Here is a 24,270-nt window from a genome sequence, read left to right as displayed (position 1 = left end):
TTCCATGCCCCCTGCGAACACTGTCGTCAGAACCCCCCTGTATGCGGAATTCAAGGACCCGGACGTCAAGGGGGCAAAAGCCTCTCGATTGCGTCGAGTGCGGGTGGGCACGTTTTGGAAAAACGGTGGCTGCCATAGCTAAAAAGAGTAGAGGGCTGCCTTACTTAGCAGCCCGGTTTTCATGCGGACTGAATTTTCTGCAGCCCGGTTTGTTTTGAGTTCTCAGCTCATCTGCAGAGGGTCCACTTTCATATATTCCCGCAGCACGGTTGTTGCATAACTTCCCTTGGGCAGCATGAATTCAAGCACTGCCTTTGATTTTCCGGGGTTCAGCTCGTCTTCCGAGACCTCGAACTTCGGTTCCACCTGCAGGAGGACTTCCCTGCGGGTTCCTTTCGAGCTCATTTCCGGGAACTCTTCTATATTAAAGCCTTCGAGAGAGACTTCAAGTTCTTTAAGGACCTCGCTTTCGATTTCTCCCGGGATTCCGGATGCAAATGCAGTCTTAAAGCCCGGAAGTGGGGCTGTGATGAAAGCACGGCCTAGCTTTATCAGGCGGTTCATGGCGTTTACGGTTTCGGAGGTGACTATTTCAGTCTTTGAGGAATCCGGAAGGCCGGCTTCGTTCCTGAAGCAGACGAGATCTCCGTCTACTGCCTGGTTTAAGGGGAGGCCACGTTCAATCCGGCGGCAGAGAATTATGTTATAAATATAGGACTGGTAGCCGTGTACAAACATCCTGTAGAGGTTCTGGGGGAGTACGCGGAAAGCTCCGGAATAGTCTTCCGGGTTTGCTATAAGGTGGTTCATCATTGCCCGTTCGTGGCCCAGACGGAGGGGGTAGGTTTTCAGGCCCTCTTTATAATCGCGGGTCTCTTTGACAAACTGGCGGGCCTTTTTTGTCTCCTCGGGTTCATCCGGGAAGGGATCAGCAATATAGCGAAGGGCTGCTTTTTCAAAGTTTCCTTCAACAATGTCTTTTCCTACCAGATGAGTCACAGGGCGGACAGAGCCGAAACGCTGGACCCCGAAGAAGTTGGGAACGCCGCCCTGCGCAAGAATTTCGTCAGTTGTCTTTTTGAGCAGAGAACCGGTCTCTTCGGGAGAATTCTCAATATTCCGGATTGTAATTATGAAATCATTTCCCCACAGGTCTCCAAGTTCCACGGACTTCCGGGAGCGACCCAGAACTTTTAATTCTATGTCTTTTAAGTGGATTTTTTCAATTTCGGATGCATCGGTATCAAATATGCTGATCTTCTGGGTGGTGAGTGCCCTTTTGTCCTTTGTGCCTGCAACGCTGATTCTTTTCTGGCTTACCTGCAGGATTTTTGCGAGGGTCCGGGTCATGTGGTGTGTATCCCAGTCCCGTTTTGTAAGTTCGAGGATGAGGTATTTTCCTTCCTTTCCTTCCTCCCGGTTTGTGATCTCTTTTACAATGAAATCCTCTATTTCCTGGCGGATCTGCCCTCCAAGACCTTCGGTATCAGTAAAGTAAAGATTCATTCCGATCTGTTTTTCAATTTCCGGAACTTCCATAAGTTGCAAACACTCCTTTAATAAATTGGGTAATATTTCCTGGTAAAAATTTACGGCTTGATTTACTGGATAAAATTTACTGGGTATAATTTACTGGGTATAATTTACTGGATAAAATTTACTGGATAAAATTTACTGGATAAAATTTACTGGGTATAATTTACGGGATAAAATTTGATGGGTATAATTTACGGCTGGATTACTGACTAAGAATTAAAAGGATAAGATCTGCTGATTAATGGTGCAGATCAACAGCTTCCAGGGAAGTGTTTTCTTCCCGTGTGCTGTCGAGGTTAATAGATGGAACTTATTTAATTGCTCTGGTGCTGATGTCAATCACTTTTACTTCGCTTGTGTTTACGAAGGTCCAGCTCCTGTAAGTTTCGTTTTCTCCGATTGCCTGAACCTTTGCCTGAGCTGTTTTTCCTGGAAGTCCGCCTGCATAAAGGCTGGAAGTAGGGTCGAGCATGAGCCAGGAACCGTATTCATCGGTCAGATAGTTTACGTCAACATTTCCGTAATAAGCCCTTATTCCTTTAACTGCGGCGTCAGTTGAATGGGTTCCGTTGCCTATATAGACACCTGCGAAGGCATGGGTGTCTGTCAGATAGACTCGAGTCGTACCCCCCACAGCTTCGAGCATGGATGAGAGGAGAATTGCCTGATCTTCACAGTCTCCTGCTCCGATCCTCAGAGTAACGTTGGCTGGCTCCCATATGTCGTTACCCCTCGGGTCACTTACATATTCGACTTCCTCTTTTACCATATCAAAAAGGGCACAGACCTGATAGATATTATAAGCTCCGGGATATGAGCGGGCTACTTCGGCTGCTCTGTTCCTTACATCAGGCTCGGCTGGTTCCACCAATCGGTTTATTTTATTAAAGTAATAAGCAGGATTGTATCTGTATTTTGGAGTAATTTTTTCGGACATCGGCTTTAGATCCGTAGTGAACCCGTTCATTAAATAGGGCTCGTATTCATGCCATTTGCCTTCCGATGTCGAGGCAAGCAGCCAGAGGACGATGCTGATGCTGGCTTTTTCTTCTTCGGGTACCTGAACTGCAATTATTCCGAGACTCTGCTCTTCTCCCGGGATAAGTAAAGCTCCACAGTCTTCGGAAAAGATCTTGTTTTCGGAGGCGTTAACAGAAACTCCGTACCTATCAATAAAGATTGGGTTTCGACCTTCGTTTTTGATACTTATTTTAAAATAACTTATTCCTCCCTGGAAAAAATCTGAGGTCTGATAACTGCTGCTCAGAGAGAAACCAGGCTGCAGTGGAGTTCTCAGGACAGGAGTAAGTTCTTTTTTCGCAGTGGAATATGAAGGTATTGCCGGAAAAGTAAAAGAAGCCGTATCAGGTGTGAATACCTTTTCAGAGCTTTCAGACTCCACACTCAGTCCAAGACAATCTCTTAACTCATGCGTAAAATTACCAATTGAGTCCGAAATGAAAAATACAGCCATTGTAACCAGTACAAGGCATATACATAAGACAGCAATTTTCAAGGCTGCGTTTTTTCCTGAAACCCCTGGGTTATTCATTAATACCCTCCGGAATAGAATAACAGGCAGAACTTTCTTCTGTCAGTGAAAACATCTCTTCAGGTATCCTCTTATCACTTTTTAAAACGGGTCTCTAATCCCTTTATCCGGGCACTCTGGTAATTAAACAAGTTTAAGATCCCGAGTAATCTTATCTATAAGCTCTTCTTTTGCCGGTCCGATTCCGAGCACTGTGACTGTTCCGGAAGGAATTTCCGTAAGTCCTGCGTCCTGTATCAGGGCGGTTGGAAGCCCTTCCCGTCTTGCTTTTTCCTTAAGCTCATAAAGGTCCTTAAGGGTGGGAACTTTCAGGACAACTTTTTTTTGTCCTCCTTCCCTCCATTTTTCAAGGTCGCTTTTGCTTGCCCATTCAGCCGCAGAAAGAGCAGCATGAGCCACCTGTACAGCAAACTTACCTTTGGAAAGTTTCAGGTCATCCCGGGTTACTATACACTGTTTGTATTCACTCATTTTTTGCCTCGGGCTTATTCAAAGGCAGCCTATATCTTAAATGTTTTCTGTGCAGCCTTTCCGGATCGAGTTTGAGATGTTCTCTCAGGCTTTCTCACAACCTTCTTCAGACTGCTTCAGTCTACAGACTGCTGTACTGTTTTCAAATATCTGATAGTACTGTTTTCATAGATCTATAGTTTCCAGGTTTGATAAAACCTCTATTAATAATCTTCCTAAAAATATTATATTATATTCAATACCATTTATAGTTAGTTCATATAATATTTTGAAGGTATTCCAAAATATATTCGGCAGTATTTATTCCCCATGCATCAAAAATACCTTTTCCCGAAGGCGTCCCATTGACCTCAAGTATCCGGGAACCCTGTTTATTTCCATTGCCCCTATCTTCAATTTTATTATTTTCATTTTTAGATTCATTTTTAGATTTATTTTGATCTTCAGGGCCTTCTATAATATCAATACCTGCAAATGTCGTGCCTACTGCAAGGGCAGCTTTTTCTGCAATTTCTTTTTGTTCATCAGTAAGTACACATCTGTCTGCACTTCCTCCCTGACTGAGGTTGTTTACCCAGGAACCTGCTGCGGCTTTTCGGTAAATTGCGCCTATGGCAGTGCCTCCTACAACAAAAGCCCTTATGTCCCTCCCGGGGTTTTCTATAAACTCCTGGATATACAGCATCCCCCTTTCTTCAAGCAGGCTTTCAAGAGCCTCTTCCACAGGTACAGGCCCGGTTTTTCGATCTGAAAACCTGATTTCTCCTTCCTTTACCCTTGCAATATCCTTTCCCTTATAACCAAAAACAGGTTTTATGACAGCATCTCCGAATCCGGATACTACCCTTAAGGCTGCTTCCACACTCTGGACGGCTATGGTTTCAGGTACCGGAAGGCCGGCTCTTGCCAGGAGATAAGAAGCATGGTACTTGTTTGCCGCATTCCGGATAGCTTCCGGAGAGTTTATAACCGGAACTCCTTCTGCCTCCAGCTCCCTCAGGATATCAAACCTGAAAGATACTCCTTCAAAAGCCCCTGCCCCGGCATCTCTGACAATGAGGGCATCAAGGTCTGAGAGCAGGATTTCCCCTGCTTTAAAAAGAGCTGCCGGCTCGTGAGTTTTTGAACTTACACTGACCTCTGCTGTCCTTAGGTCGAGAACAAAAGGAGAAAAGCCTTTTTCCTTCGCTGCATTGATGAGAGCCCGGGCTGTCCAGTCTTCCGGGTCAGTAATTGCGATCCCTATTTTTTTCATAGGGTATGATCTGGTACCCTTATTATCAAGTTTACGATAAAGATATTCGGGAGGCTTACAGGGGTTTCAGCGAGGTGATTGATCTCAGGCCTGCTCTGCAAGAGGCTCAAATCCCTGCTTTTTACGATATTCATTGATTGCCCTGTGAATGGCTTCCCTGGACACTACCGAGCACTCCAGTTTTCCCGGGGGAAGCCCCTCAAGTGCTTCAGCCACGGCTTCGTTTGTGAGCCCCCAGGCTTCTTCGAGGGTTTTGCCTTTTATCAGCTCTGTTGCCATACTGCTTGATGCGATTGCTGCTGCACAGCCAAATGTCTTGAATTTTACATCCTCAATCCTGTTGTCCCGGATTTTCAGGAAAATTTTCATCTGGTCCCCATGAGGGTTTCCGGCTTCTCCGACGCCGTCAGCATTCTCTATTTCCCCCACGTTTCTCGGATTCATAAAATGGTCCATCACCTTTTTATTATACACAAAATCCCCTCGCTTTTCCCTCACTTCTTAGATTGCGATTTTTCTCTCAGGCTTATCAGCTTTCATCAGCGTTCATCAGCTTTCATCAGCTTTCATCATCCCTTGTCCACTTTTATCCACTTTTATTCACTCTTATCCGCAGGTTTATAGAATGGAGATATAGCCCTCAATTTTTCAACGACCTCAGGCAGCACCTCGAGTACATAATCAATATCTTCTTCTGAGTTTGCATCCCCAAGGGTCAGGCGCAGAGAACCCAGGGCGGTTTTCGGAGGCACTCCTATTGCCCTGAGCACGTGTGAAGGGTCAGAAGAACCCGAAGAGCAGGCGCTACCTGTTGAACAGCAGATCCCCATCTGGTCAAGCATGAGCAGCAGGGACTCCCCTTCTATATACTCAAAACTGAAGTTCAGGTTCCCAGGAAGACGTTTTTCCGGATGCCCATTGAGCCTGCAGTGGGGAATTTCAAGGATTCCGGCCATGAGCCGGTTTCTCATTTTCCTGAGCTTTTCATTATGTTCCTCGATGTTTGCAGTTGCAAGTTCTATCGCCTTTCCCATTCCTGCAATCCCTGCGACATTCTCTGTCCCTGCGCGTTTTCCTCTCTCCTGCGCGCCCCCGTGCATGTAATTATCAATTTCTGTCCCTTCTCTTATGTAAAGGGCTCCGACACCCTTTGGCCCATAAAATTTATGCGAGGAAAGGGAAAGCATGTCCACATCCTTATGTTCCCGCTGCAGATCAAGGGGGACCTTCCCTATTACCTGTACGGCATCGGTATGAAATGGAATCCCGTGTTCTCTTGCAATCTTCCCTATCTCCAGAATAGGCTCGATTGTCCCGATTTCGTTATTGGCATACATGACCGAAATCAGGACTGTATCTTTTCTTATTGCGGCTTCCACCTCCGCAGGGTCTACAAGCCCATACCTGTCTACAGGCAGATAGGTTACATCAAAGCCCTGTGTTTCCAGATACTCACATGGGTAAAGCACTGCATGGTGTTCTATTGGCGTGGTGATGATGTGCTTTCCTTTCTTTCGCCTGGCAAAAGCCGTGCCTTTGACAGCCCAGTTGTCAGACTCGGTCCCGCCTGAAGTAAAATATATTTCTTCAGGCCTGGCCCCTAGCGCCTTTGCAAGCTTTTCCCTGGCGGTTTCCACAGCCTCCCGGCCTTCTCTCCCTATTGAGTACAGGGACGAAGGATTGCCGAAATGTTCTTTCAAAAAAGGCAGCATAGTTTCAACCACTTCCGGTTTTGTGAAAGTGGTGGCTGCATGGTCCATGTATACTAAGCGCTTCTCTCCCATCAGAACCCCCAGGGAAAATAGGATTTTGCTCGATATGAATTTATTGTGCGCCCTTTGAAAACTTTCAGTTTGTATCATGAAGGTGCGAAAGTATCGGAAATGTGAAAGTATCTGAAGGAACGTGCATGGGGGAAAGTATCTGAAAATAAAAAATATCAGGTTGTACCGACGGCCTGGATTACACTGCAAATAATTTTCCAATCACTACGAAGGTATTTATAATTCGATTTCTTTAGTCCGGTTCCAGTTAACAGGAGGCAAAAAAGGTTTTGCTAAAACAATTTTCTATTATTCTTGGCATATATTTTCTGGGCGAGCTGCTTCAGAAAGCATTCGTGTTGCCTGTTCCGGGCAATATCCTGGGTATGTTAATCCTTTTCTTCGGCCTGTATACAGGTGTAATTAAACTCGAAATGATAGACCGGGTAAGTGATTTTCTGCTTGATAACCTGGCTTTTTTCTTCCTTCCCGCAGGTGTCAGCCTTATAACCTGCTTTGCTGTGCTTGAAGGAAAATTGACCGCCGTCATCGGGGTTTCCATTATCTCAACAGTGATAATTCTGGGTGTAACCGGGCTGACAGTAGAGTTTGTCAAAAAGTTCCTCCAGAGAAGGTCGATGAAGATGGCTTTTTCCGGAAAAGGGAAAGTTACGGTCGGGAAAAATCCTCAAAAAGCACAGGCAGCCGAAAGAATACAGACATCAGAAAGAATACAGGCACGCGAAAGAAAAACGAAAGAGGTGAGCTGAAGTGCAGGTTGGTTTTTTGAATGAGTTTCTCAATACACCCTTATTTGGAATTCTTATTTCTTTAGTTGCTTTTCAGATAGGTACTCTGCTCTATAAGAAGACCCGTTCTTCGGTCTTCAACCCCCTTCTTGTAGGCTTTGTGCTTGTGATTCTTTTCCTCCTTTATTTCAGGATCGATTTTGAGACTTATAATATGGGCGGAGACTACATTTCCTTCTTCCTCGGGCCTGCAACCGTTGTCCTTGCCGTGCCTCTCTACAAAAAAATCCAGCTCCTGAAAAGCGATGCCCTCCCTATAATTACAGGAATTAGTGCAGGCTGCATTGCGGGTATGTCAAGCATTCTTATTTTCTCCAGCTTTTTCGGGCTTGATGAAGCCATAACCAATTCTCTTGTCCCGAAATCCGTGACTACACCCATAGGAATAGAGATTTCAAAACAGATAGGAGGCCTGCCTGCAATAACAGTGGCTGCAATTATAGTAACAGGAATCCTGGGAGCTGTGCTCGGGCCATTCATCTGCCGCTGCTTCCGCATAAAGGACAGGGTCGCAGTCGGCATTGCAATCGGCACAGCTGCTCACGCTCTCGGGACAACAAGGGCAATAGAAATAGGGGAAACCGAAGGAGCAATGAGCGGACTTGCAATAGGGATTGCCGGTTTGATTACGGTTTTTCTTGCGCCGGCGCTGCTTTACGTGTTCGGGCTTCTATCCTGAGAAGCTTAACTCCCAAAAAATAATGAAACTAAAAAAGGTGTGAAACAGAATATAAGTGAAAAAGAGTGTTTTTCAGATAGTATTTCAGATAGTATTTCAGATAGTATTTCAGATAGTATTTCAGATAGTATTTCAGATACTATTTCAGATACTATTTCAGATTCCACTTAATTCTGTTTTGTCTACATCCTTGAAGATTTATTCTGTCGCTTCTGAGCTTGCGGATTACCTGAAATCCGTATACATCCGCATCTGGAAGTTGCCCTGCTGTATCTTTTTCCTGATGATCCCTTTTGCTATTCCCACATAGATTTCTCGAACCTGAGGAATTAGCATGGAAAATCCTATAGCGTCGGTCAGAAAGCCGGGAGTCAGGAGGGCAAAACCTCCGATCAATACAAAGAGCCCGTGCAGGAGTTCATTTCCCGGCATATATCCCTGTCCTGTTGCTTCCTGGATCTGGCGGAGCACCCGAAAGCCCTGGCTTTTTGTCAGGTAAGCTCCAAGGGTCGCAGTAATCAAAATAATAAGTATGGTGTTTAGAGTTCCGATTATGCCCCCTATCGTGATCAGGAGATAAATCTCAACAAGGGGAATAATCAGAAATAGGGAAAAGAGTTTCAGAAACATGGTGGTCAGTTTCAGAGATTATTGGATATTTATAAAGCGTTTATTAATTTTCATCAGTACTGAATAATTTATTTTAAATTTTAAGTAATAAGAAGAGTATAGTTCTCATATATTGTTTTTTTGGAGCTTCATCTATCAGGACTTCCCGGAACCAGGTTAACAATGGAATACACATTTTTCAGGAACAGAGCAAAAATTACAGAGCAAAAATTACAGGCTATAAAGATGATCTCAAAGATCGTACACATTTCCCAGGGCTTCTTTAAAAGTAACATCAACGTCTTCTACGTGAGCATAATTAGGCCCTTTCCGAAGCTCGTTTATCAGAAGTTCGAGGGCTTCTTGCCTGCCTTCAGCGAGAACAAAAACACTACCATCCCTGAGGTTTATAGGGTTACAGTCCACCCCAAAGCGCTCGGCAGCATTTCTTGCAAACCTTCGAAAACCCACGCCCTGTACCCTTCCGGATACGAATATTTCCGCTCGCACAGTTTCTCCAGAGGTCACAAGTGGCTATTTTGAATAAGAACGATATATATTTATGGTTAGGTCGATTGGTGAAATTAGACGGAAAACTCAGAAACTTCCGGGAAAGGAAGCACGAAAATCTCAATATTCAGAATTAATATCATGAAGTACTGGTTATCCTGAAATATACGACCTCAATTTCCTTACTATTTCTGTCCCACGTTTACGTAATTTTTTGATATCGTCCTGGTATACAACAGCTGCTGGTACTAACAGTAACGGGACAGTTGCTGCAGCTTTAACTCCTTCTGAAACAGGCAGCGCAGCTAAAAAGCTCGCTCCGGTAACACCATAAATGGGAACTATAGGAAACAGCATAGCCAGACCAAACGCTCTTCTGAAATGTATACCTAATTTTGCAGCCAGAAAACCATTCGACCCTATGACCAGACCAATGCCGATACTGGGCCCTATAGTCCGAAACGGATTATATGATGGTCCGATATAGAGTCCAAAATCGATGCCAGAAAAGGAAAAAAGGCCATTTAATTGATTCCTTTCCTCATTTGAGTTCCCTCCAAGGCCTGATACAACTATACCTATGTCCAGTTGCAGAGACCCTCTTCCTACTTCCCTTCCACCCATTATAGCCATTATATTATAAATTTCCCGGATCAATAATATAATTTACCTATCTTCCGGTTTCACCAAAAAACTCTGTTAAATAGGGATAATATCTCCTTCTTCTATTGCAAAACCAAAAAAAATGAAAATTCCGATTATATCGAAAATTCCTATTAATACGACTCAGTCTATATGTGAGCTTTAAAAGTTATTTTAAGGTACAGGAACTCACCAGGGATGAAGATTTTAGCGTCCAAAAAAGTGCAGCCAAACCCCTTAACTTTGCAGTTCCGCATATCCCTGAAATGCAAAAAGTATGGAATGACTTGATTCAGCTAAACAGTAGTGAATTCTATTTTTACTATTTTGTATACAGTTCATGGGGTTATGCCTTTTCTTCGAATTTATAGAACTTCCGCCACACTGTCTTTAAATATTTTTGAATGACCAGTAGATCCTAATTTATTAAGTTTTGATCCTCATTTTTCACTTATAGCTTATGGAGAAACTTCGTCTTTCTTGCTCTTTGTTTATACAAAAAGTTATTCAGTCGTTAAAATATAGAAAATATTATATGATACGAGGGTTTCTATTGAAACTCTTATGTATAATTATTCTTAAATATATTTCTAATGATTGATTATGTGTTTATTTATTCATCTTTGGGGAATGATTTCCTTTCAAGCCATTTCCTTGACTGGGGTTTGTAATAGAAAGTAGGGGATAAAATGAACGAAAAATATCTTAGGTACGTACTGCAAAACAGGAAAAAAATAGGATTTTCCATTTTAAATCTAATTTTCGTGATTTCACTGGGGATATTCATTCTTCATAACATATAGTCCAATTCTTCATACATACCATCAGATAAGACGGTTTATGTAGCGGGGGATGGAAGTGAAAACTTCACCTGTGATGGGAGTGATGATCAGGTAGAGATAAATCAAGCTCTTGAATATGTTGCAGAAAATCCGTTGTTCACAACCGTTCATTTGAAAGGTCCAAATACATACGTTATTTCAGATAGTATTTTCATTGGAAATAATACGACCCTGGAAGGAGATCCTACAGCCGTAATTAAGCTTAAAGACAAAGCGGAATGGCCAGTAGGTAAGCCCCTGATAACGCAGATGAACAATACCGGAATCCATGGAGTCGCTATAAAAGGATTTGAAATTGACGGAAATCATGACAATAATCAAGACAAAAAGAAAGGACTCGGATATTACAATATGGTCCACTTCCTCAATTCCAGGGACATTCAAGTTCATGACATGTACATGCATGACGGGCATGGAGAAGGGTTGAAAGCAAATCGTGGTTATAATATTCAGTTTTACAATAACAACGTGTATAAATTGGGGCATAATGGACTTTTTGCTATCGATTGCCTGAATGTAGAGGCCTGGAACAATAAAATAACCTGCAGGACTGACAGCGGTCTGAGAGCATTGAACTCAAACCACGTAAAATTCCATGATAATGTAATCGACTCCTTTTACCACTGGAGTGCAGGCGGCCCTGGAATTCTGATTGAGAAAACAACAGGTGTAGTCAATAATGTGGAGGTCTATAACAATACTATCCATAATACTTATGGACCCGCGATCTGGTTGATAGGCTGGTCAGAGCCTTATACCAGGGAAGATGCACAGAATGTCCACATTTATCGCAATATCTTTTATAATACTGGTACAAACCCGGGCATTGACTGGGTTGGAGGCATAGTAACAAGTGGATTTTATGATACCCTCATTGAAAACAATATCTTTGACGGTGTATATCATTCTGCAGTTATTCACATGTATCCTAAAGGTACTCACATATATCCTACATATGAAGGTCATCCCAATCTTTCACCTAAAGGAACAGGATATACAACAATTGTCCGCAATAATATTATCGTAAATACCCAGAAGCGCACAAAAAATCCTGATGGGACAGGATATGCAGCAATCAATTATCTCTCTGAAACACATACTTTTGTGCTGGAAAATAACTGTCTGTACAATAACTCTGCAGATAACTACCTGAACTGCACATCAACCACTGATATCTATGTAGATCCGCTCTTTGTAAACCGGAATAAACATGATTACCACCTGAAACCAAACTCTCCTTGCATTGGTGCAGGACATACTTCAGTAACTTCTTCAAAAGAGTTGGGAGAAAATGGCAGCCAGATCAACATAGGAAGGTATAGTTAACCGTTTAGAACTTACGCAATAGAACAGAGAAAAATAACATGAAACTTAACTGTTCAGGTAGCCTTATTAAGGCTACACAATTTGTCCTCTTTCCGAGGAAAAATTGGATATAAGACTCACTTTATACAGTATTTTTTGGACATTTATTATTTTATTCTGCTATTATTTTATTCTGCTATCGATTTTCAATCTTAACGTGAATTTCCTGGATTTTTATGCAGGAGTTAAAACGGCTAGATGATGGTTTAAAGACAAAAAACGGTAGCATTCAGTTATCATCAAGTTTCAATTTGATTCTCTTTTATTTGGAGATATTTTAAACAAGTTATCAGAGAAAATATTAATTTTCGAAAAAATACTGCGAAAAGTAGGTTAATTATCAGAAACTCGATTAATCACTCAAAATACCAGATTCAAAGCTCAGATTCAAAGCTCAAATTTTAAGCTATAAAATCAGCTCGTAACGTAAAAAAGAAAAAATAGATATCCTGAACCTACAATACGTAAGTCCGATATCTATGTAAAGCCTGGAAAGAAAGATAAATAAGTCTGTCTAATTTCGAATTTAAACTTCCCGTGCTTCTTATTAATCAGACTTAATCATCTGGTTGATTTTGTTGTAAAAATCTACTATTAAATTTGCGGCCTCGCTTTCCATGTTCAGCTGGAAAGTGCGGATTTGCTTTCCGAGGGGTTTTTCCAGGATAACGCCTGACTCGACCAAAGGTGTGATGACCCTTGATACACTGGAGTGAGACAATCCGGTTGCTTCGGCTATACCTGAAAGGTAGGTTGGTTCATTCTGGTTTTCGATCAGGTTTTTAAGTACTGTCATCTGTGCGGTTTTCCCGAAAATTTTTTCTAGTGGATCCATTGATATCATCTCAGAGGTGGCTGTTCTCTATAAGTGATTTCAGTCCCAATAACTATCTACGGTTAATAAACTTATCTCTTTATTGAATAGATTAGAGATATATAGCCGCATGAATCATCAAATTCGGTCTATTTTTGACTTCTTAAGGTAATATGAGATTTTTCCCATCAATTACGCCGGCTATCTTAGCTAAAAAGCTTATCGCTTCGTATCATCCCTGGGTGTTATTCTTTTGTTTACGATTTTTCAGTGAATAATCGGCATCAGATTCCATATTCACGATCTGGATGAGGGGATAAGCCTATTTTGCAGGTATCCCACCATATCCCTTCCAGATCATATAGATAATATTATTCCTTTATTAAAGGCTGCACACACAATTCCTTTTTCAAGGCTTGATCCCAAGCACATCCTCTACGTATGCCCTGAAAATTTCTGCAACGCTCCAGGCCTGGGCAATAGCCCCACCTGGAGAGTGAGGATAGTCCCCATCAAACACTTCAGAAATGGTGCAGATACCTGCGGTTTCAAGGTGCGTATCAAAGCCCTCAAGAAGAGCCCGCATGGTCTCAAGGCTGCTTTTCGAAGAATTATGGACTTTCAGGTAAGCTTTCACATAGGCCCCGAGGAGCCAGGGCCAGACTGTCCCGTTGTGGTAGGCCGTATCTCTGGTAAGGGCGTCTCCACGGTACTGTCCTATATATAATGGGTGATCACTCGATAGACTTTTGAGCCCGAATGGAGTCAAAAGATCTTTTTCAACTCGGTCTACAATCGCTTTTTCTTTTTCAGGAGAAAGCATAGTATAAGGGAGCGAGACAGCAAAGATTTGATTAGGGCGGATTGCAGGGTCTTTAACCTGGTTTCCGGTCTCATCCTGATATACAAGGTCAAAGAGACAGTTAGTTTCCGGATTCCAGAAAACATTTTCAAAATTCGAAGCTATCCCGGCTGCAAGAGTTTCATATAAGGAAATATCTTCGCCGAGAAGAGTACCCATGTAAGAAGCAGTTTTCAGGGCGTTATACCAGAGAGCATTTATCTCACAGGCTTTACCTGCTCTTGGGGTCACTGCCCATTCCCCTACTTTAGCATCCATCCAGGTTAGCTGAGGTCCCTGCCGAATAAGACAATCAGAATCCATGCCGATTCCAAAATCTGTGCCTTCGCAATAATTGTCTATAATATCACCTACAGTATCCCAGATATCCGAGAGGAAAAGGAAATCTTTCGTATATGCGAAATAGCGGTCCAGAGCATGAATAAACCAGAGAGAAGCGTCCACGGTATTGTAAACCGGATCTCCTCCGAAAGCCGGAAAAGTATTGGGGATCAAGCCTCTCCGACAATACCGGGCAAAATTTTTGAGAGCGGACTTTGCCTCATCAAACCGATAAGGAATTAAAAACAGGCCAGGCAGAGAAATCATGGCATCTCTTCCCCAATCAGAGTACCAGTGATATCCTGCAATAACTGTGTTTTCACCTGTAAAGTGATTTTTCACTACAAAAGGGTCAGTTGCCTTGAGAAGTTTGAGAGCAAATGGCTCAGTAAGCTTCGAATCGAGAACAAGAAGGTTCTGACGATTTGCTTCCCTTGTATAGAGTTTATCAACTTTCTCGAGAGTCAGAGAAGAAATATCTCCTGTTGAAGCAGCAATAAAAAAGCGGGAAGTCCCCGGTTCGAGTGTGCTTTCAAAATAACCCGGACTAAAGATATCCTCCTGAAAGTTAAGTCCCCGGTTCTTCTCAGCATCATACTCCAGGTTATAGTACCACTTTGGTTCGGCATGGTACTGGAGATTGGATGAAAGCGAAAAAGTAAAACCATTAGAACTTGCCAGTTCTACTCCCGCAGGACCAGCTCTCTGGAAGAAGGAAAGGTATCCGGAGCGAGCAGTGAGATTAAAGTCTCTTGAGCTTACCAGAGGGTAAATTCTTAGCAAAGCCCCCTCTTTTTCGGATGTAATATCATAGAGAACGAAGGTTGTGTTATTATTATGGACCATGAAGACTTTTTTCTTTAAGATAAAATCGCCGGGCTGGTAAACCCAGAGGGGAAATGGGGCACGAGTGAATTCGGAAAGGTAATTGAAGCCCGCAGGACAAATATTGTCCGGGTATTTATGGGTCGCAAGCCGATATACTTCTTCATCGATTGAGATTTCCTCATCAAGGGAAGAAAGCACCAAAAGCCTCCCCGGAGAATTCTCCGGAGCTGCTATAAGCAGTCCGTGGTAAGTCCTGGTCCCTGCCCCGATGACTGTAGAGGAAGCATATCCTCCAAGCCCGTTGCCTATAATCCATTCTCTTTTTATTCCCTCTTCATACGTTGAAAGAAAATCTGCTCCAAGCCTGCCCCCACTCATGTATATTTAATTAGGGTTGAATTCTTAAATAGCTGCACGTCTTGAAAAAACAATCCGTGTCTGCGAACTATTGACTCATCTTTGCATTCTGTTCAAGTCTCGCCCGAATTGCGATTCGGGATCACAGGAAATCGAAGATTTCCTGGGAGTTGCACTGCAAGTACAACAGCCTGCGGTCCTTTTCGCTGCGCTCAAGAGGACTAACTTATGGATTTTTCTGATCCGTATAACCTTATTCACTGTACTGTGTCGTTTCTGTCACGCTCGACGCAGGAGAGCGGTCTTTCCCAAAAAGAAAAGAAAGAAGAAAAGAGAAGAGGAGTGAAGAGAAGAAAGAATCTAAAACTCAGAAAGTAAAAAGAATATAAAACTCGAAAAGTAAAAGCCGCTGAGGACGCTTGTGAGTAAGAGCGAGAACCAAACAGATCAAAACGACATAAGTTTCGGCCTTATCTTTCTTTCAAATCTTTTTTCATTCTTTTTGCAGGGCCGCCAGCTTGTCTGGCGGAGGCATTTATATTTATTTGGGTTAAAAAAAGGTTTTTGGGGTAAAGGAAAGCATTCTCTTAGTCCTGTGGCTATTTCCTTCAATATTTGTCTCTCTCAATTGCGATACTGGCTTATAGATTGTTTTTATGGACTGGCGGGGAGGCCGAGGCCTGGGCGGCACAGAGAAAAAAAAAAACTGAAAGATTCTTTCCCTGGGTTCTTTTTGTTCTTCGCATATTTTCCCTTAGCTTTGAAACCCCCTGCCCAGGAGCAAAACTTTATTAGCTGCCGGGAAAAAGTTGTATCAATTAATATTTTGTTTTTTATAAAATTTTGAGGAATTTGAAAACTGTTGTTAAAAGGAGTTGAAAACATGACATATACCTATCTGAACCCAAAAATAGCCCTTATGGGGGCTGGCTGTGTAAAAGAAATAGGCAAACAGGCAAAAGAACTTGGGGGTACTAAAGCCCTGATCGTTTCCGGGAAGAGCAGGCATGGAGAGGAGCTTGCGGGGGATATCCGGAAGATCCTTGAAGCTGCAGGACTGAAGGCAGCAATCTTTGCAGGAGCAGAGCCGAACCCTACAGACAGCTCGGCTATGGAAGGGGCAGAAATATACAAAAAAGAAAACTGCGACATGATAGTTGCTGTCGGAGGGGGAAGCCCGATGGACTGTGCAAAAGCCGTTGGGATTGTGGCTAAAAACGGGGGGATGATTAACGACTACGAAGGCATCGGGAAAGTTACTAAAGGAATTCCTCCGCTTATCACGGTAAATACAACTGCCGGTACCGCAAGCGAGATGACGAGTTTTACAATTATCACGGACACGGAAAGGCACATCAAAATGGCAATCGTTGACCCCCGCATCACACCCGACGTGGCAGTCAACGACCCTGAACTGATGGTCAGTATGCCGCCAGCGCTTACGGCTGCTACCGGGATGGACGCCCTTACCCATGCAGTTGAAGCCTATGTTTCCACCATGGCTACTCCGACCACCGATGCGGCTGCTATCAAGGCAATAGAGCTAATCTCAAAATACCTGCCAGAAGCCGTTGCCCACGGGGAAGATGTAAGGACAAGAGACATGATGGCCCATGCCGAATATCTTGCAGGGATTGCTTTCAACAACGCAAGCCTTGGCTACGTGCACTCCATGGCCCACCAGCTCGGCGGATTATATAACCTCCCGCACGGCGTCTGCAACGCAATTCTCCTCCCTTATGTGGAAATGTACAACAAGGAGATCTGTCCTGAACGGTTTGCTGATATCGCAAAGGCAATGGGAGAAAAAGTTGAGGACCTGAGCCCTGAAGAAGCCGCAGACAAAGCCATAGCAGCAATCAAAAAGCTTGCATCCGACATTGGAATTCCTTCAGGTTTGAAAGAGCTCGGAGCCAGGGAAGAAGACCTCGAACTGCTGGCGGAAAATGCCATGCAGGATGTCTGCCGGCTTACAAACCCAAGAGAGCTCTCAAAAGAAGATGTAATTGAAATTTACAGGAAAGCTATGTGATCGGAAAAAAGTCATGTATTGATGCCAAATTATAAATAAATTTGAATATATGTCATTTATATTTAGACACTCAACAAGGGAAGAGACATGGAATACAATAAAAAGGGAGTGATTTTTAATGGGACGAATCTTGGGCGGTCTCAGGGGCCGTGGAGCAGAAAGCATACAACGCTACAAAATGCACGAAAAACTCGTTTCCATCGGAGATGACTACTGGATCGAAAACGAAGCTGGGGAGAGGGCATTCTATGTGGACGGCAAAGCTCTCCGTATTCGCGACACCCTGATCATCAAGGATGTGCAGGGACACGAGCTGTACAAACTCAAGGAGAAGCTACTCAGGATCAGGGATACGCTGGAAATCCAGGATGGGGACGGCAAAACAGCCGCAACAATAAAAAAAGCCCTGATAACGCCTCTCCGCGACCGCTGGAAAGTTGAAGTCGCAAATGGTCCTGAAATGAATGTGCAGGGCAATATTCTGGACCACGAATACAAGATTGAAGCTGGAAGAAATAAAGTTGCAGAGGTCTCCAAAAAGTGGTTCCGGATAAGAGATACCTATGGAGTGGAGATTTCTCCCGGACAGGATGCTGCTCTAATCCTGGCGATTACTGTGGCTGTTGACCAGATGGCACACGACTGAAGTGAGAGGTTTGAAAAAAGGGGAAAGAGGGGAGAAAAGAATGGGTGAAACCACCTCTTTTTTGAATATCCTTGAGACTGTAGGCGTCCTTGCCACACTGATCTTCGTGATTACCAGCATACTGGGCATGGGGTTCTCCCTGACAGTATCCCAGAAAAAACTTCCACGGAACCGGCAAGGTGAAGGGGAGATGCAAAAAAGCAGCTGAGAGCTCAAAAAACTGATGGCGCAAAAGTGACAGTCTGCACCCGAAAGCAGAAGGAATTTCCACGACAGCAGAAACAACAAGCTTTGTCATTGCCTTTGCTGCACTACTCTTTGTTTATAGCCTTGTCTCCCAAAGAATCTCTAAAACCGTTGTCACTACCCCGATAATTTTTGTTGCGGCCGGAATGCTGCTCAGCCCGGAAGGGCTCGACATGGTAGAATTTCCAGAAGGGAGCAGTTTCATCCTCAAGGTAGCTGAGGTGGCTCTGGCACTCACACTGTTCGCCGATGCTTCCAGGATCAAACTGAGGTCACTGGGCCAGAAGGAAGGTCTGCAAAACCGCCTCCTCTTTTTTGCCCTGCCCCTTATTATTATCGCAGGGACTGTTGCTGCTGCGATCATATTTTTGGACCTGAACTTTGCCGAAGCTGCACTCGTGGGAGCTATTCTTGCCCCTACAGATGCCGGGTTGGGCCAGCCTATCGTAAGCAACCCGAAAATACCTGTCCGGATCCGACAGAGCCTAAACATCGAAAGCGGGCTCAACGATGGGGGAGCAATTCCTCTTTTCATCTTCTTCCTTACACTGGCTAAAGGAGAGGAACTTAACCAGCCGATAGCTACTATTTTATCCCTAACAATTGAACAGATAGGGTATGGAGCTCTGGTCGGTATCACACTGGGTCTGCTTGGAGGATGGCTTTCCGGCAGGGCTATCAGGGCAGGATGGACTTCCACGCTTTACCGCAGGATTGAATTTCTGGCACTTGCCATCATCTCCTGGCTTGTGGCCGATACGCTGGGAGGAAGCGGATTCATAGCGGCTTTTTTAGCGGGAATGGCAAGCGGGGCTATGGGCAGAAAGGTCGAGGAGGAAGAGATAATTCTTACGGAAGCCGAAGGGAGCATCCTGAGCCTTGCAGTTTTCTTCATATTCGGGGTCGTAACCGCAACAAGGCTTCCAGCCATCGGTTTGTCTGAGGTCGTTTATGCAGTACTGAGCCTCACTGTAATTCGTATGGTCCCTGTAGCAATCTCTCTGATTGGTGCGGGTCTGCACCGCGAAACCGTCCTCTTCCTTGGCTGGTTTGGCCCGAGAGGCCTGGCATCGGTCGTCCTTCTGCTCATTGCTGTGGAAGAGGCAAAAGGGATTCCGGGGCTTGAAACGATAGTTCTTGTCGTGATCACCACAGTCCTCATAAGTATTTTTGCCCACGGAATTTCCGCAGGCCCTGCAGGCGAATGGTATTCACGGATAGTAGCTGCACTTCCAGAAGATGCGCCGGAAAGAATGGAAGTGAAGGAACTGCCTGCACGTCAGGGTTTTACCGCTACCGAAGGCGTGCTAAAAAACTCCAGGGAGAACACGAAATAAAGAGAAAAGAGGCAAAAAGGAAAGTGGGAAAAAGGAAAGTGGGAAAAAGAAAAGTGGGAAAAAGGAAAGTGGGAAAAAGAAAATAAGGAAATATAGAAGAGAAAATCCTAAAATTATATATGCTAATTTATATATATTCTGGGATTTATACATATATTGTGTCCATTCAGTGACTTAATAGTTTAATTAAAAAATGAGAGGAGATTGGGGTTTTTATCTTCTTTCTTTAGATGGGGGAGCTGGAGTCTTTACTTTCTTCATTTATTAAAATGGCAGCTAAAAAGACAGGATGCGAAGTTACTGATTTTTAATTCTTCTCAATTGAAATGCATGGAAATTAGAGAGCAAGACAGGGAAGTTGATCTATGAAAATTTGAAAAACAAAAGAGGCAGCAAAAGAAAAATCCGGAGTAAGAAAGCTTGGGGGATGTAAATATAAATGCAAATACCAGTTCAACGCCAGCCAAAATTCTAATTTACAGCACTGCTGCAGTTCTTCTTACACTTGGTATGAAAGCGATTTCAACTATACTGGTACCGATTTTTTTCGCTCTTTTTGCCTTTCTAATCTTTGCTCCTCTGGTTCGCTGGCTCATGAGGAAAGGGGTTCCTGGAACAGTTAGCGTTTTTCTTGTAATCCTGTTTTTCATTTTTGTTTTTTTTGGAACCGCAGTTCTGTTTGTAAACTCTTTAATCCAGATCAGTGACCAGATTCCAAACTATGAAAATCAGTTGCAGGGTATTCTGAACAGTATTTCAACATATTTGCCTGCAGCTGGAGTTTCAGTGGAATCGGTCCTGCGCGATATTGCAGCATTTGCTTTCAGAGTGTCTGGGGAAATTATTTCAGGGGCCTTAGGTGCCGGATCAACAATTGTGCTCATTGTTATCACGACAACGTTTTTACTTCTGGATTCTGCAAGTGCGCCAGAAAAGGTTCAAAAAGAAGTTGAAGATCAACCAGTCCGTCTTTCGAAATTTACCGAATTAAGCAGCAAAGTTATAAATTACATGCTCCTGAGGACTGAGACCAATTTGCTTGGGGGAATTGGAACTGCCATACTGCTCTTTATTGGGGGTATAGATTTTGCTCTTCTCTGGGGATTCCTGACATTCCTGTTCGGTTATATACCTTACCTGGGCTTTTATCTGGCCGCTGTTCCACCTATGCTCCTTGGCCTGTTCAAGTATGGGCCTGTTGGGGCAGTGGCGGTCCTTGTAGGTATTAGTCTTATCAATATGCTCGTGGAAAATGTTCTTTTCCCGTCCCTTGCAGGAAAAGGCCTTAAATTATCTCCCACGATTGTATTTCTTTCCCTGTTTTACTGGTCTTTCATACTGGGAGCTGCAGGTGCGTTGATTGCCGTACCCCTTACAATAGTTGTAAAGATAATTCTGGAAAGTTCCGACGAAACATACTTGATGGCTAAACTGATGGAATCAAGTGGGGATAGAGGTCAGGATGAGGAAAACGCGAACAATAATGAATCCTGAGATTTTTGAAGAAAGGGGGTTTTCAGCCTGCGGAATTTAGATCTATCTTCCCTGCTTTCCGGCAAATTTTGATCTTAAGTGCATTTTTATATGTGCTCAATTATATATAAACCGGACTTTATATATCGCATTGCTAATGCTGCTAAAACTGTTTTTAGGTACTGATTTCCGGATAAGGGGGAAAAGAAAGATAGCCGCCGGAAATGTGAAGAGATTTCGCAGCTTATCCGGATAGCTCTTGCCCCTTCAATGAGGAACGTGTAAACGGAAAGAAGGTAAACGGAGAACAAGGCAGCAGAGGAAAAAGAAGAGGAAAAAGAAGAGGAAGAAGAACTTCAAAAGGGGGAAAACAAATGACCGAAGTAATGTATGGACCTATGCAGCTCTTAGTTATAGTATTCGAGAACCCGGACTTCCACGGCCAGATCCGGCGTGAACTTGGGTCAGTCATGGAAAAAGGAATGATCAGGCTCATTGACCTGCTGTTCGTATGGAAAGACGAAAATGGAAACATCAAGTATATGGAAACCACACAACTGGACAAGGAGGAGAGAATGCGTTTCGGGGCCGTAGTAGGAGGACTTCTCGGGTTTGGAGCCGCAGGTGAAGAGGGAGCTATAAGAGGCATTGAAGAAGGAGCCCTGGCAGCAGCCCAGGAAAACTACGGAATTACCGAAGAAGATATTCTGGAGGTAACCGATGCAATCCCGGAAGGTACTGCCGCTGCCATCCTTATTATCGAACACCTCTGGGCAAAGAATCTCAAACAAGCGATCCGTGAAGCTGGGGGAGTGCTGGTTTCTCAGGGCATGATAACACCTGAACTACTTGCTCTAGTTGGAGAGGAACTGGCAGAAGCGGTTAAATTTGCAGAGGAAAAAAAGCCTGGAATGGCAGCAGCGACACCCTGAAAAGGACCAAAACTTAAATGCCGGTTTTAAGAATGTTTTAAGACCTGATACTCTGCCCCGGATCAGTACCGAAAACCCGGAAGAAAACGGACGATAGGGCTTTCATTTTCGGTCTTTTTAACGGTAGTGGATATGCGAAGGTTCAAAGTTACTTATTTTTTATTTATTTTCATTACCCGGAATGCAGGGGATCAGGCAGCAAAAGAGGATTCTGACTTAAAAAGATAGATTCGAAGGAATATACCTGAAGATTCTGTTGCAGGGACAGTACGGGGCCGGAGAGGAATGTAAAATGGTTGAGATTGAACAGATGCTGCCCCTCGGCGGAATTCTCTTGAAGCTGGCCGTTATTCTGGGACTGACAATAGGAGCCATAATAGTAAGCCGATTAATCCTGAAGCACCTGGTCTGGTCGGCAATCAAAAAGACAAAAACAAAAGCTGACGATAGGATTCTCCGCCTTTTAGAAAATCTACTGGTCCTTTATATTATTCTGCGGGGCATGCAAGCCATAGTAAGGCTGGTCGGTGAATCTGTCGGGCTCTATACAGGATTCGCGGATGACCTTTTCTTTCTTCTTTACTGGTGTATAGGGGTCTACATTATTTTTCGCCTCATATCCATTGCTTCAAACTGGTACATATCCCGGGTGCCCCTGCGGGATCGGGAAGAAATCGACCAGAGAGTTGTGCGCTCCATACAATACATATTTTTGCTGGTTTTCAGTTTTCTGGCCATAATTGTGCTTCTTGGACATTTCGGGATCACCGGGGCCGCATTTACTGCGTCACTTACTGCCCTGGGTATCGGGGGAGTAATAGTTGGCCTTGCAGCCCAGACGACGCTCGCGGATATAATAACCGGGATCATGCTTCTCATTGACCGCCCCTTCCGGATCGGAGACCGGATTCAAATCGAAAAACTCGATACCTGGGGAGATGTGATAGAGATCGGATGGCGGTCAACTCGTATTCTTACCAGGGATAATCGTCTGGTAGTAATTCCAAACTCTGTTATCGGCCTGGATATGATCACCAATTATTCCATACCCGGCAAGATGTTCCGTGTAGAGACCGATGTAGTTGTATCCTATGGCCCGGATATCGAGTACGTACGAAACCTGATTATTGAGGCTATGAAGCATGAAGACTGGATCATGCACGAACAACCTGTACAGGCTCTCTTACTCAGGTTTACCGGATCAGGAGTGGAGTTCAAAGCCAGGTGCTGGATAGAAAATTACGTGGAAACCAGGGTTTCAGAGGACAAGCTCAACACGGCAATATATAAAGCCCTGATAAATGCGAATATATTGATGCCTTCTTCCGACATCATTGTTCATATTTCTGACCAGGAAAATGAGCTGAAAATTTCCAGACTGGGCAGAGATTCAGGTGATTCCTGATTAATCAGTTGATCTATTCCGGTACCCGGAACTGGAAGCTTTCAGTTTTCTTTCCCTGCGCCGCCCGGAGCTTGGGCCAGCCTGCCAGCCAGATAAAAAGTGCCCGACAAAACAACACAGCAATAAAGAGAAACAATACATTGGAGAAATGTCCCGGGGGCTGAGAGAATACTTTCCTTAATCCCGGAAACTGATATTCAATTCACAGGTAAATACAAGCGCCTCCGCCAGCTTGTCTGGCGGCCCTGAAAAAAAAGAGGGAAATAAAAAAGAGATTTGACAAAGAGTGTTTTTCAAGTAGAATTTGATTTGTTCTTTTTTGTTGGGTCTTACGGTTTCCTCGATATTACGGTTTCCTCGATAGTTTTTGCTTGCTGACTTTTATTTTCGATCTTCTTTTCGGGCTTTTTTACGGGAAAGACCGCTCTCCTGCGTCGAGCGTGACAGGAGCGACGCAGATAGCGAATAATGTTGCACGGATCAGATAGATATATTATTTAGTCCCCTTTCTCCAACAGAAAAGAGCAATCCATTTCGGCAGACCCGATAAAATAAATCAACATGCATAGGATAATATGTATAAAAGAAGAATTATATAAAGCGAATAATTGAACATCGGGCTTGGGGGAAGTGATCTCGAAGGTTCAGTGGGGGTTAACAGCTCAAAATTTACGGTAGATACCTGGCAGGTGGTTTTCAGGAATAATAAAAAAGACACCTGACGAATCTCAAGCCTTCAGGTTCAAACCGATAATAATCAAAAAAGACATTTAAATGGAATTCATCTCGCTCTGAATAGCTCTGGCTATAGCAGAATATCAGTATATTTAGACCCTGTGAGGATCACATTAATAAAAACTTCATGGGACAACAAATAAAAAAATACGTATCCTCTTCAAATTTGATGGGTTTTCAATCACAGGAAAAATATAATAGTTGCTCCATTTCCCCTTACCATATCTTGGAGTAACAAAATGGAACTCG

The 24,270-nt window shown here is 43.6% G+C and carries 23 protein-coding genes; 11 read left to right on the top strand and 12 right to left on the bottom strand.

The window, feature by feature from the left end:
* Positions 1–222 precede the first annotated feature (222 nt).
* The 6 genes from truD to nifS form a co-directional block, all read right to left on the bottom strand.
* Complete coding sequence (gene truD, locus EO93_RS07645; RefSeq protein ID WP_048161850.1) at positions 223–1,539, bottom strand: tRNA pseudouridine(13) synthase TruD; 1,317 nt, start codon at positions 1,537–1,539, stop codon at positions 223–225.
* 307 nt (positions 1,540–1,846) lie between these two features.
* Complete coding sequence (locus EO93_RS07640) at positions 1,847–3,088, bottom strand: transglutaminase family protein (RefSeq protein WP_048161848.1); 1,242 nt, start codon at positions 3,086–3,088, stop codon at positions 1,847–1,849.
* Between the two features lie 123 nt (positions 3,089–3,211).
* Positions 3,212–3,559, bottom strand: a complete 348-nt coding sequence (gene pth2, locus EO93_RS07635; protein WP_048134777.1) for a peptidyl-tRNA hydrolase Pth2 — start codon at positions 3,557–3,559, stop codon at positions 3,212–3,214.
* A gap of 256 nt (positions 3,560–3,815) precedes the next feature.
* The gene (mptN, locus tag EO93_RS07630) at positions 3,816–4,814 is read right to left on the bottom strand and encodes a tetrahydromethanopterin:alpha-L-glutamate ligase (protein ID WP_048161847.1); all 999 of its coding nucleotides are present in this window, start codon (positions 4,812–4,814) and stop codon (positions 3,816–3,818) included.
* A gap of 84 nt (positions 4,815–4,898) precedes the next feature.
* Positions 4,899–5,288 (bottom strand): Fe-S cluster assembly scaffold protein NifU, encoded by a 390-nt coding sequence (nifU, locus tag EO93_RS07625; RefSeq protein WP_200895038.1) that lies wholly within the window; start codon positions 5,286–5,288, stop codon positions 4,899–4,901.
* A 122-nt stretch (positions 5,289–5,410) separates the two neighbouring features.
* Positions 5,411–6,598 carry a cysteine desulfurase NifS gene (nifS, locus tag EO93_RS07620; protein ID WP_048161846.1) on the bottom strand — a complete coding sequence of 396 codons (1,188 nt, stop codon included), beginning with the start codon at positions 6,596–6,598 and terminating at the stop codon, positions 5,411–5,413.
* 269 nt (positions 6,599–6,867) lie between these two features.
* On the opposite strand from nifS, the gene EO93_RS07615 reads away from it, so the two are divergent.
* The gene (locus EO93_RS07615; RefSeq protein WP_048161844.1) at positions 6,868–7,347 is read left to right on the top strand and encodes a CidA/LrgA family protein; all 480 of its coding nucleotides are present in this window, start codon (positions 6,868–6,870) and stop codon (positions 7,345–7,347) included.
* A gap of 1 nt (position 7,348) precedes the next feature.
* Positions 7,349–8,065, top strand: coding sequence for an LrgB family protein (locus EO93_RS07610; protein WP_048161842.1), 717 nt, complete (start codon positions 7,349–7,351; stop codon positions 8,063–8,065).
* Positions 8,066–8,070: 5 nt separating this feature from the next.
* On the opposite strand, the gene EO93_RS17350 is transcribed toward EO93_RS07610, so the two are convergent.
* From EO93_RS17350 to EO93_RS07595, 4 genes are all read right to left on the bottom strand, one after another.
* A complete protein-coding gene (locus EO93_RS17350) occupies positions 8,071–8,232 on the bottom strand; it encodes a hypothetical protein (RefSeq protein ID WP_156161259.1) in 162 nt (53 codons plus the stop codon).
* A 58-nt stretch (positions 8,233–8,290) separates the two neighbouring features.
* Positions 8,291–8,695, bottom strand: a complete 405-nt coding sequence (locus tag EO93_RS07605) for an FxsA family protein (RefSeq protein ID WP_048161840.1) — start codon at positions 8,693–8,695, stop codon at positions 8,291–8,293.
* Positions 8,696–8,926: 231 nt separating this feature from the next.
* Entirely contained in the window at positions 8,927–9,202 is a 276-nt protein-coding gene (locus EO93_RS07600; protein WP_048161839.1) for an acylphosphatase, read from the bottom strand.
* 135 nt (positions 9,203–9,337) lie between these two features.
* Positions 9,338–9,817 carry a hypothetical protein gene (locus EO93_RS07595; RefSeq protein WP_235283361.1) on the bottom strand — a complete coding sequence of 160 codons (480 nt, stop codon included), beginning with the start codon at positions 9,815–9,817 and terminating at the stop codon, positions 9,338–9,340.
* 827 nt (positions 9,818–10,644) lie between these two features.
* Between EO93_RS07595 and EO93_RS07590 the strand changes: the two genes are divergently transcribed.
* Positions 10,645–11,994 carry a right-handed parallel beta-helix repeat-containing protein gene (locus EO93_RS07590; RefSeq protein ID WP_200898095.1) on the top strand — a complete coding sequence of 450 codons (1,350 nt, stop codon included), beginning with the start codon at positions 10,645–10,647 and terminating at the stop codon, positions 11,992–11,994.
* A 586-nt stretch (positions 11,995–12,580) separates the two neighbouring features.
* On the opposite strand, the gene EO93_RS07585 is transcribed toward EO93_RS07590, so the two are convergent.
* Both EO93_RS07585 and EO93_RS07580 read right to left on the bottom strand, forming a co-directional pair.
* Positions 12,581–12,868, bottom strand: coding sequence for a MarR family transcriptional regulator (locus EO93_RS07585; protein WP_048134769.1), 288 nt, complete (start codon positions 12,866–12,868; stop codon positions 12,581–12,583).
* Positions 12,869–13,256: 388 nt separating this feature from the next.
* On the bottom strand, positions 13,257–15,236 hold the full coding sequence (locus EO93_RS07580; protein ID WP_048161837.1) for an amylo-alpha-1,6-glucosidase: 1,980 nt from the start codon (positions 15,234–15,236) through the stop codon (positions 13,257–13,259).
* A 400-nt stretch (positions 15,237–15,636) separates the two neighbouring features.
* On the opposite strand from EO93_RS07580, the gene EO93_RS17345 reads away from it, so the two are divergent.
* The 8 genes from EO93_RS17345 (at position 15,637) to EO93_RS07540 (ending at position 23,286) form a co-directional block, all read left to right on the top strand.
* Positions 15,637–16,062, top strand: a complete 426-nt coding sequence (locus EO93_RS17345) for a hypothetical protein (protein WP_156161258.1) — start codon at positions 15,637–15,639, stop codon at positions 16,060–16,062.
* A gap of 36 nt (positions 16,063–16,098) precedes the next feature.
* Positions 16,099–17,247, top strand: coding sequence for an iron-containing alcohol dehydrogenase (locus EO93_RS07570; protein WP_048161833.1), 1,149 nt, complete (start codon positions 16,099–16,101; stop codon positions 17,245–17,247).
* A 118-nt stretch (positions 17,248–17,365) separates the two neighbouring features.
* Positions 17,366–17,893 (top strand): LURP-one-related/scramblase family protein, encoded by a 528-nt coding sequence (locus EO93_RS07565; RefSeq protein WP_048161831.1) that lies wholly within the window; start codon positions 17,366–17,368, stop codon positions 17,891–17,893.
* 40 nt (positions 17,894–17,933) lie between these two features.
* Positions 17,934–18,101: a hypothetical protein gene (locus EO93_RS17340; RefSeq protein WP_200896786.1), complete on the top strand. Its 168-nt coding sequence runs from the start codon at positions 17,934–17,936 to the stop codon at positions 18,099–18,101.
* 34 nt (positions 18,102–18,135) lie between these two features.
* A complete protein-coding gene (locus EO93_RS07555) occupies positions 18,136–19,476 on the top strand; it encodes a sodium:proton antiporter (RefSeq protein ID WP_342764196.1) in 1,341 nt (446 codons plus the stop codon).
* A gap of 420 nt (positions 19,477–19,896) precedes the next feature.
* On the top strand, positions 19,897–20,970 hold the full coding sequence (locus tag EO93_RS07550; RefSeq protein ID WP_048161825.1) for an AI-2E family transporter: 1,074 nt from the start codon (positions 19,897–19,899) through the stop codon (positions 20,968–20,970).
* A gap of 353 nt (positions 20,971–21,323) precedes the next feature.
* Positions 21,324–21,881, top strand: coding sequence for a DUF1269 domain-containing protein (locus EO93_RS07545; protein WP_048161823.1), 558 nt, complete (start codon positions 21,324–21,326; stop codon positions 21,879–21,881).
* 292 nt (positions 21,882–22,173) lie between these two features.
* Positions 22,174–23,286 (top strand): mechanosensitive ion channel family protein, encoded by a 1,113-nt coding sequence (locus tag EO93_RS07540; protein WP_048161863.1) that lies wholly within the window; start codon positions 22,174–22,176, stop codon positions 23,284–23,286.
* Positions 23,287–24,270 lie beyond the last annotated feature (984 nt).

This window comes from Methanosarcina sp. 1.H.A.2.2, from assembly GCF_000979975.1.
GTDB lineage: Archaea > Halobacteriota > Methanosarcinia > Methanosarcinales > Methanosarcinaceae > Methanosarcina.
The sequence above is the reverse complement of the archived record's forward strand: the minus strand, read 5'-3'. Positions and strand labels throughout refer to the sequence as shown.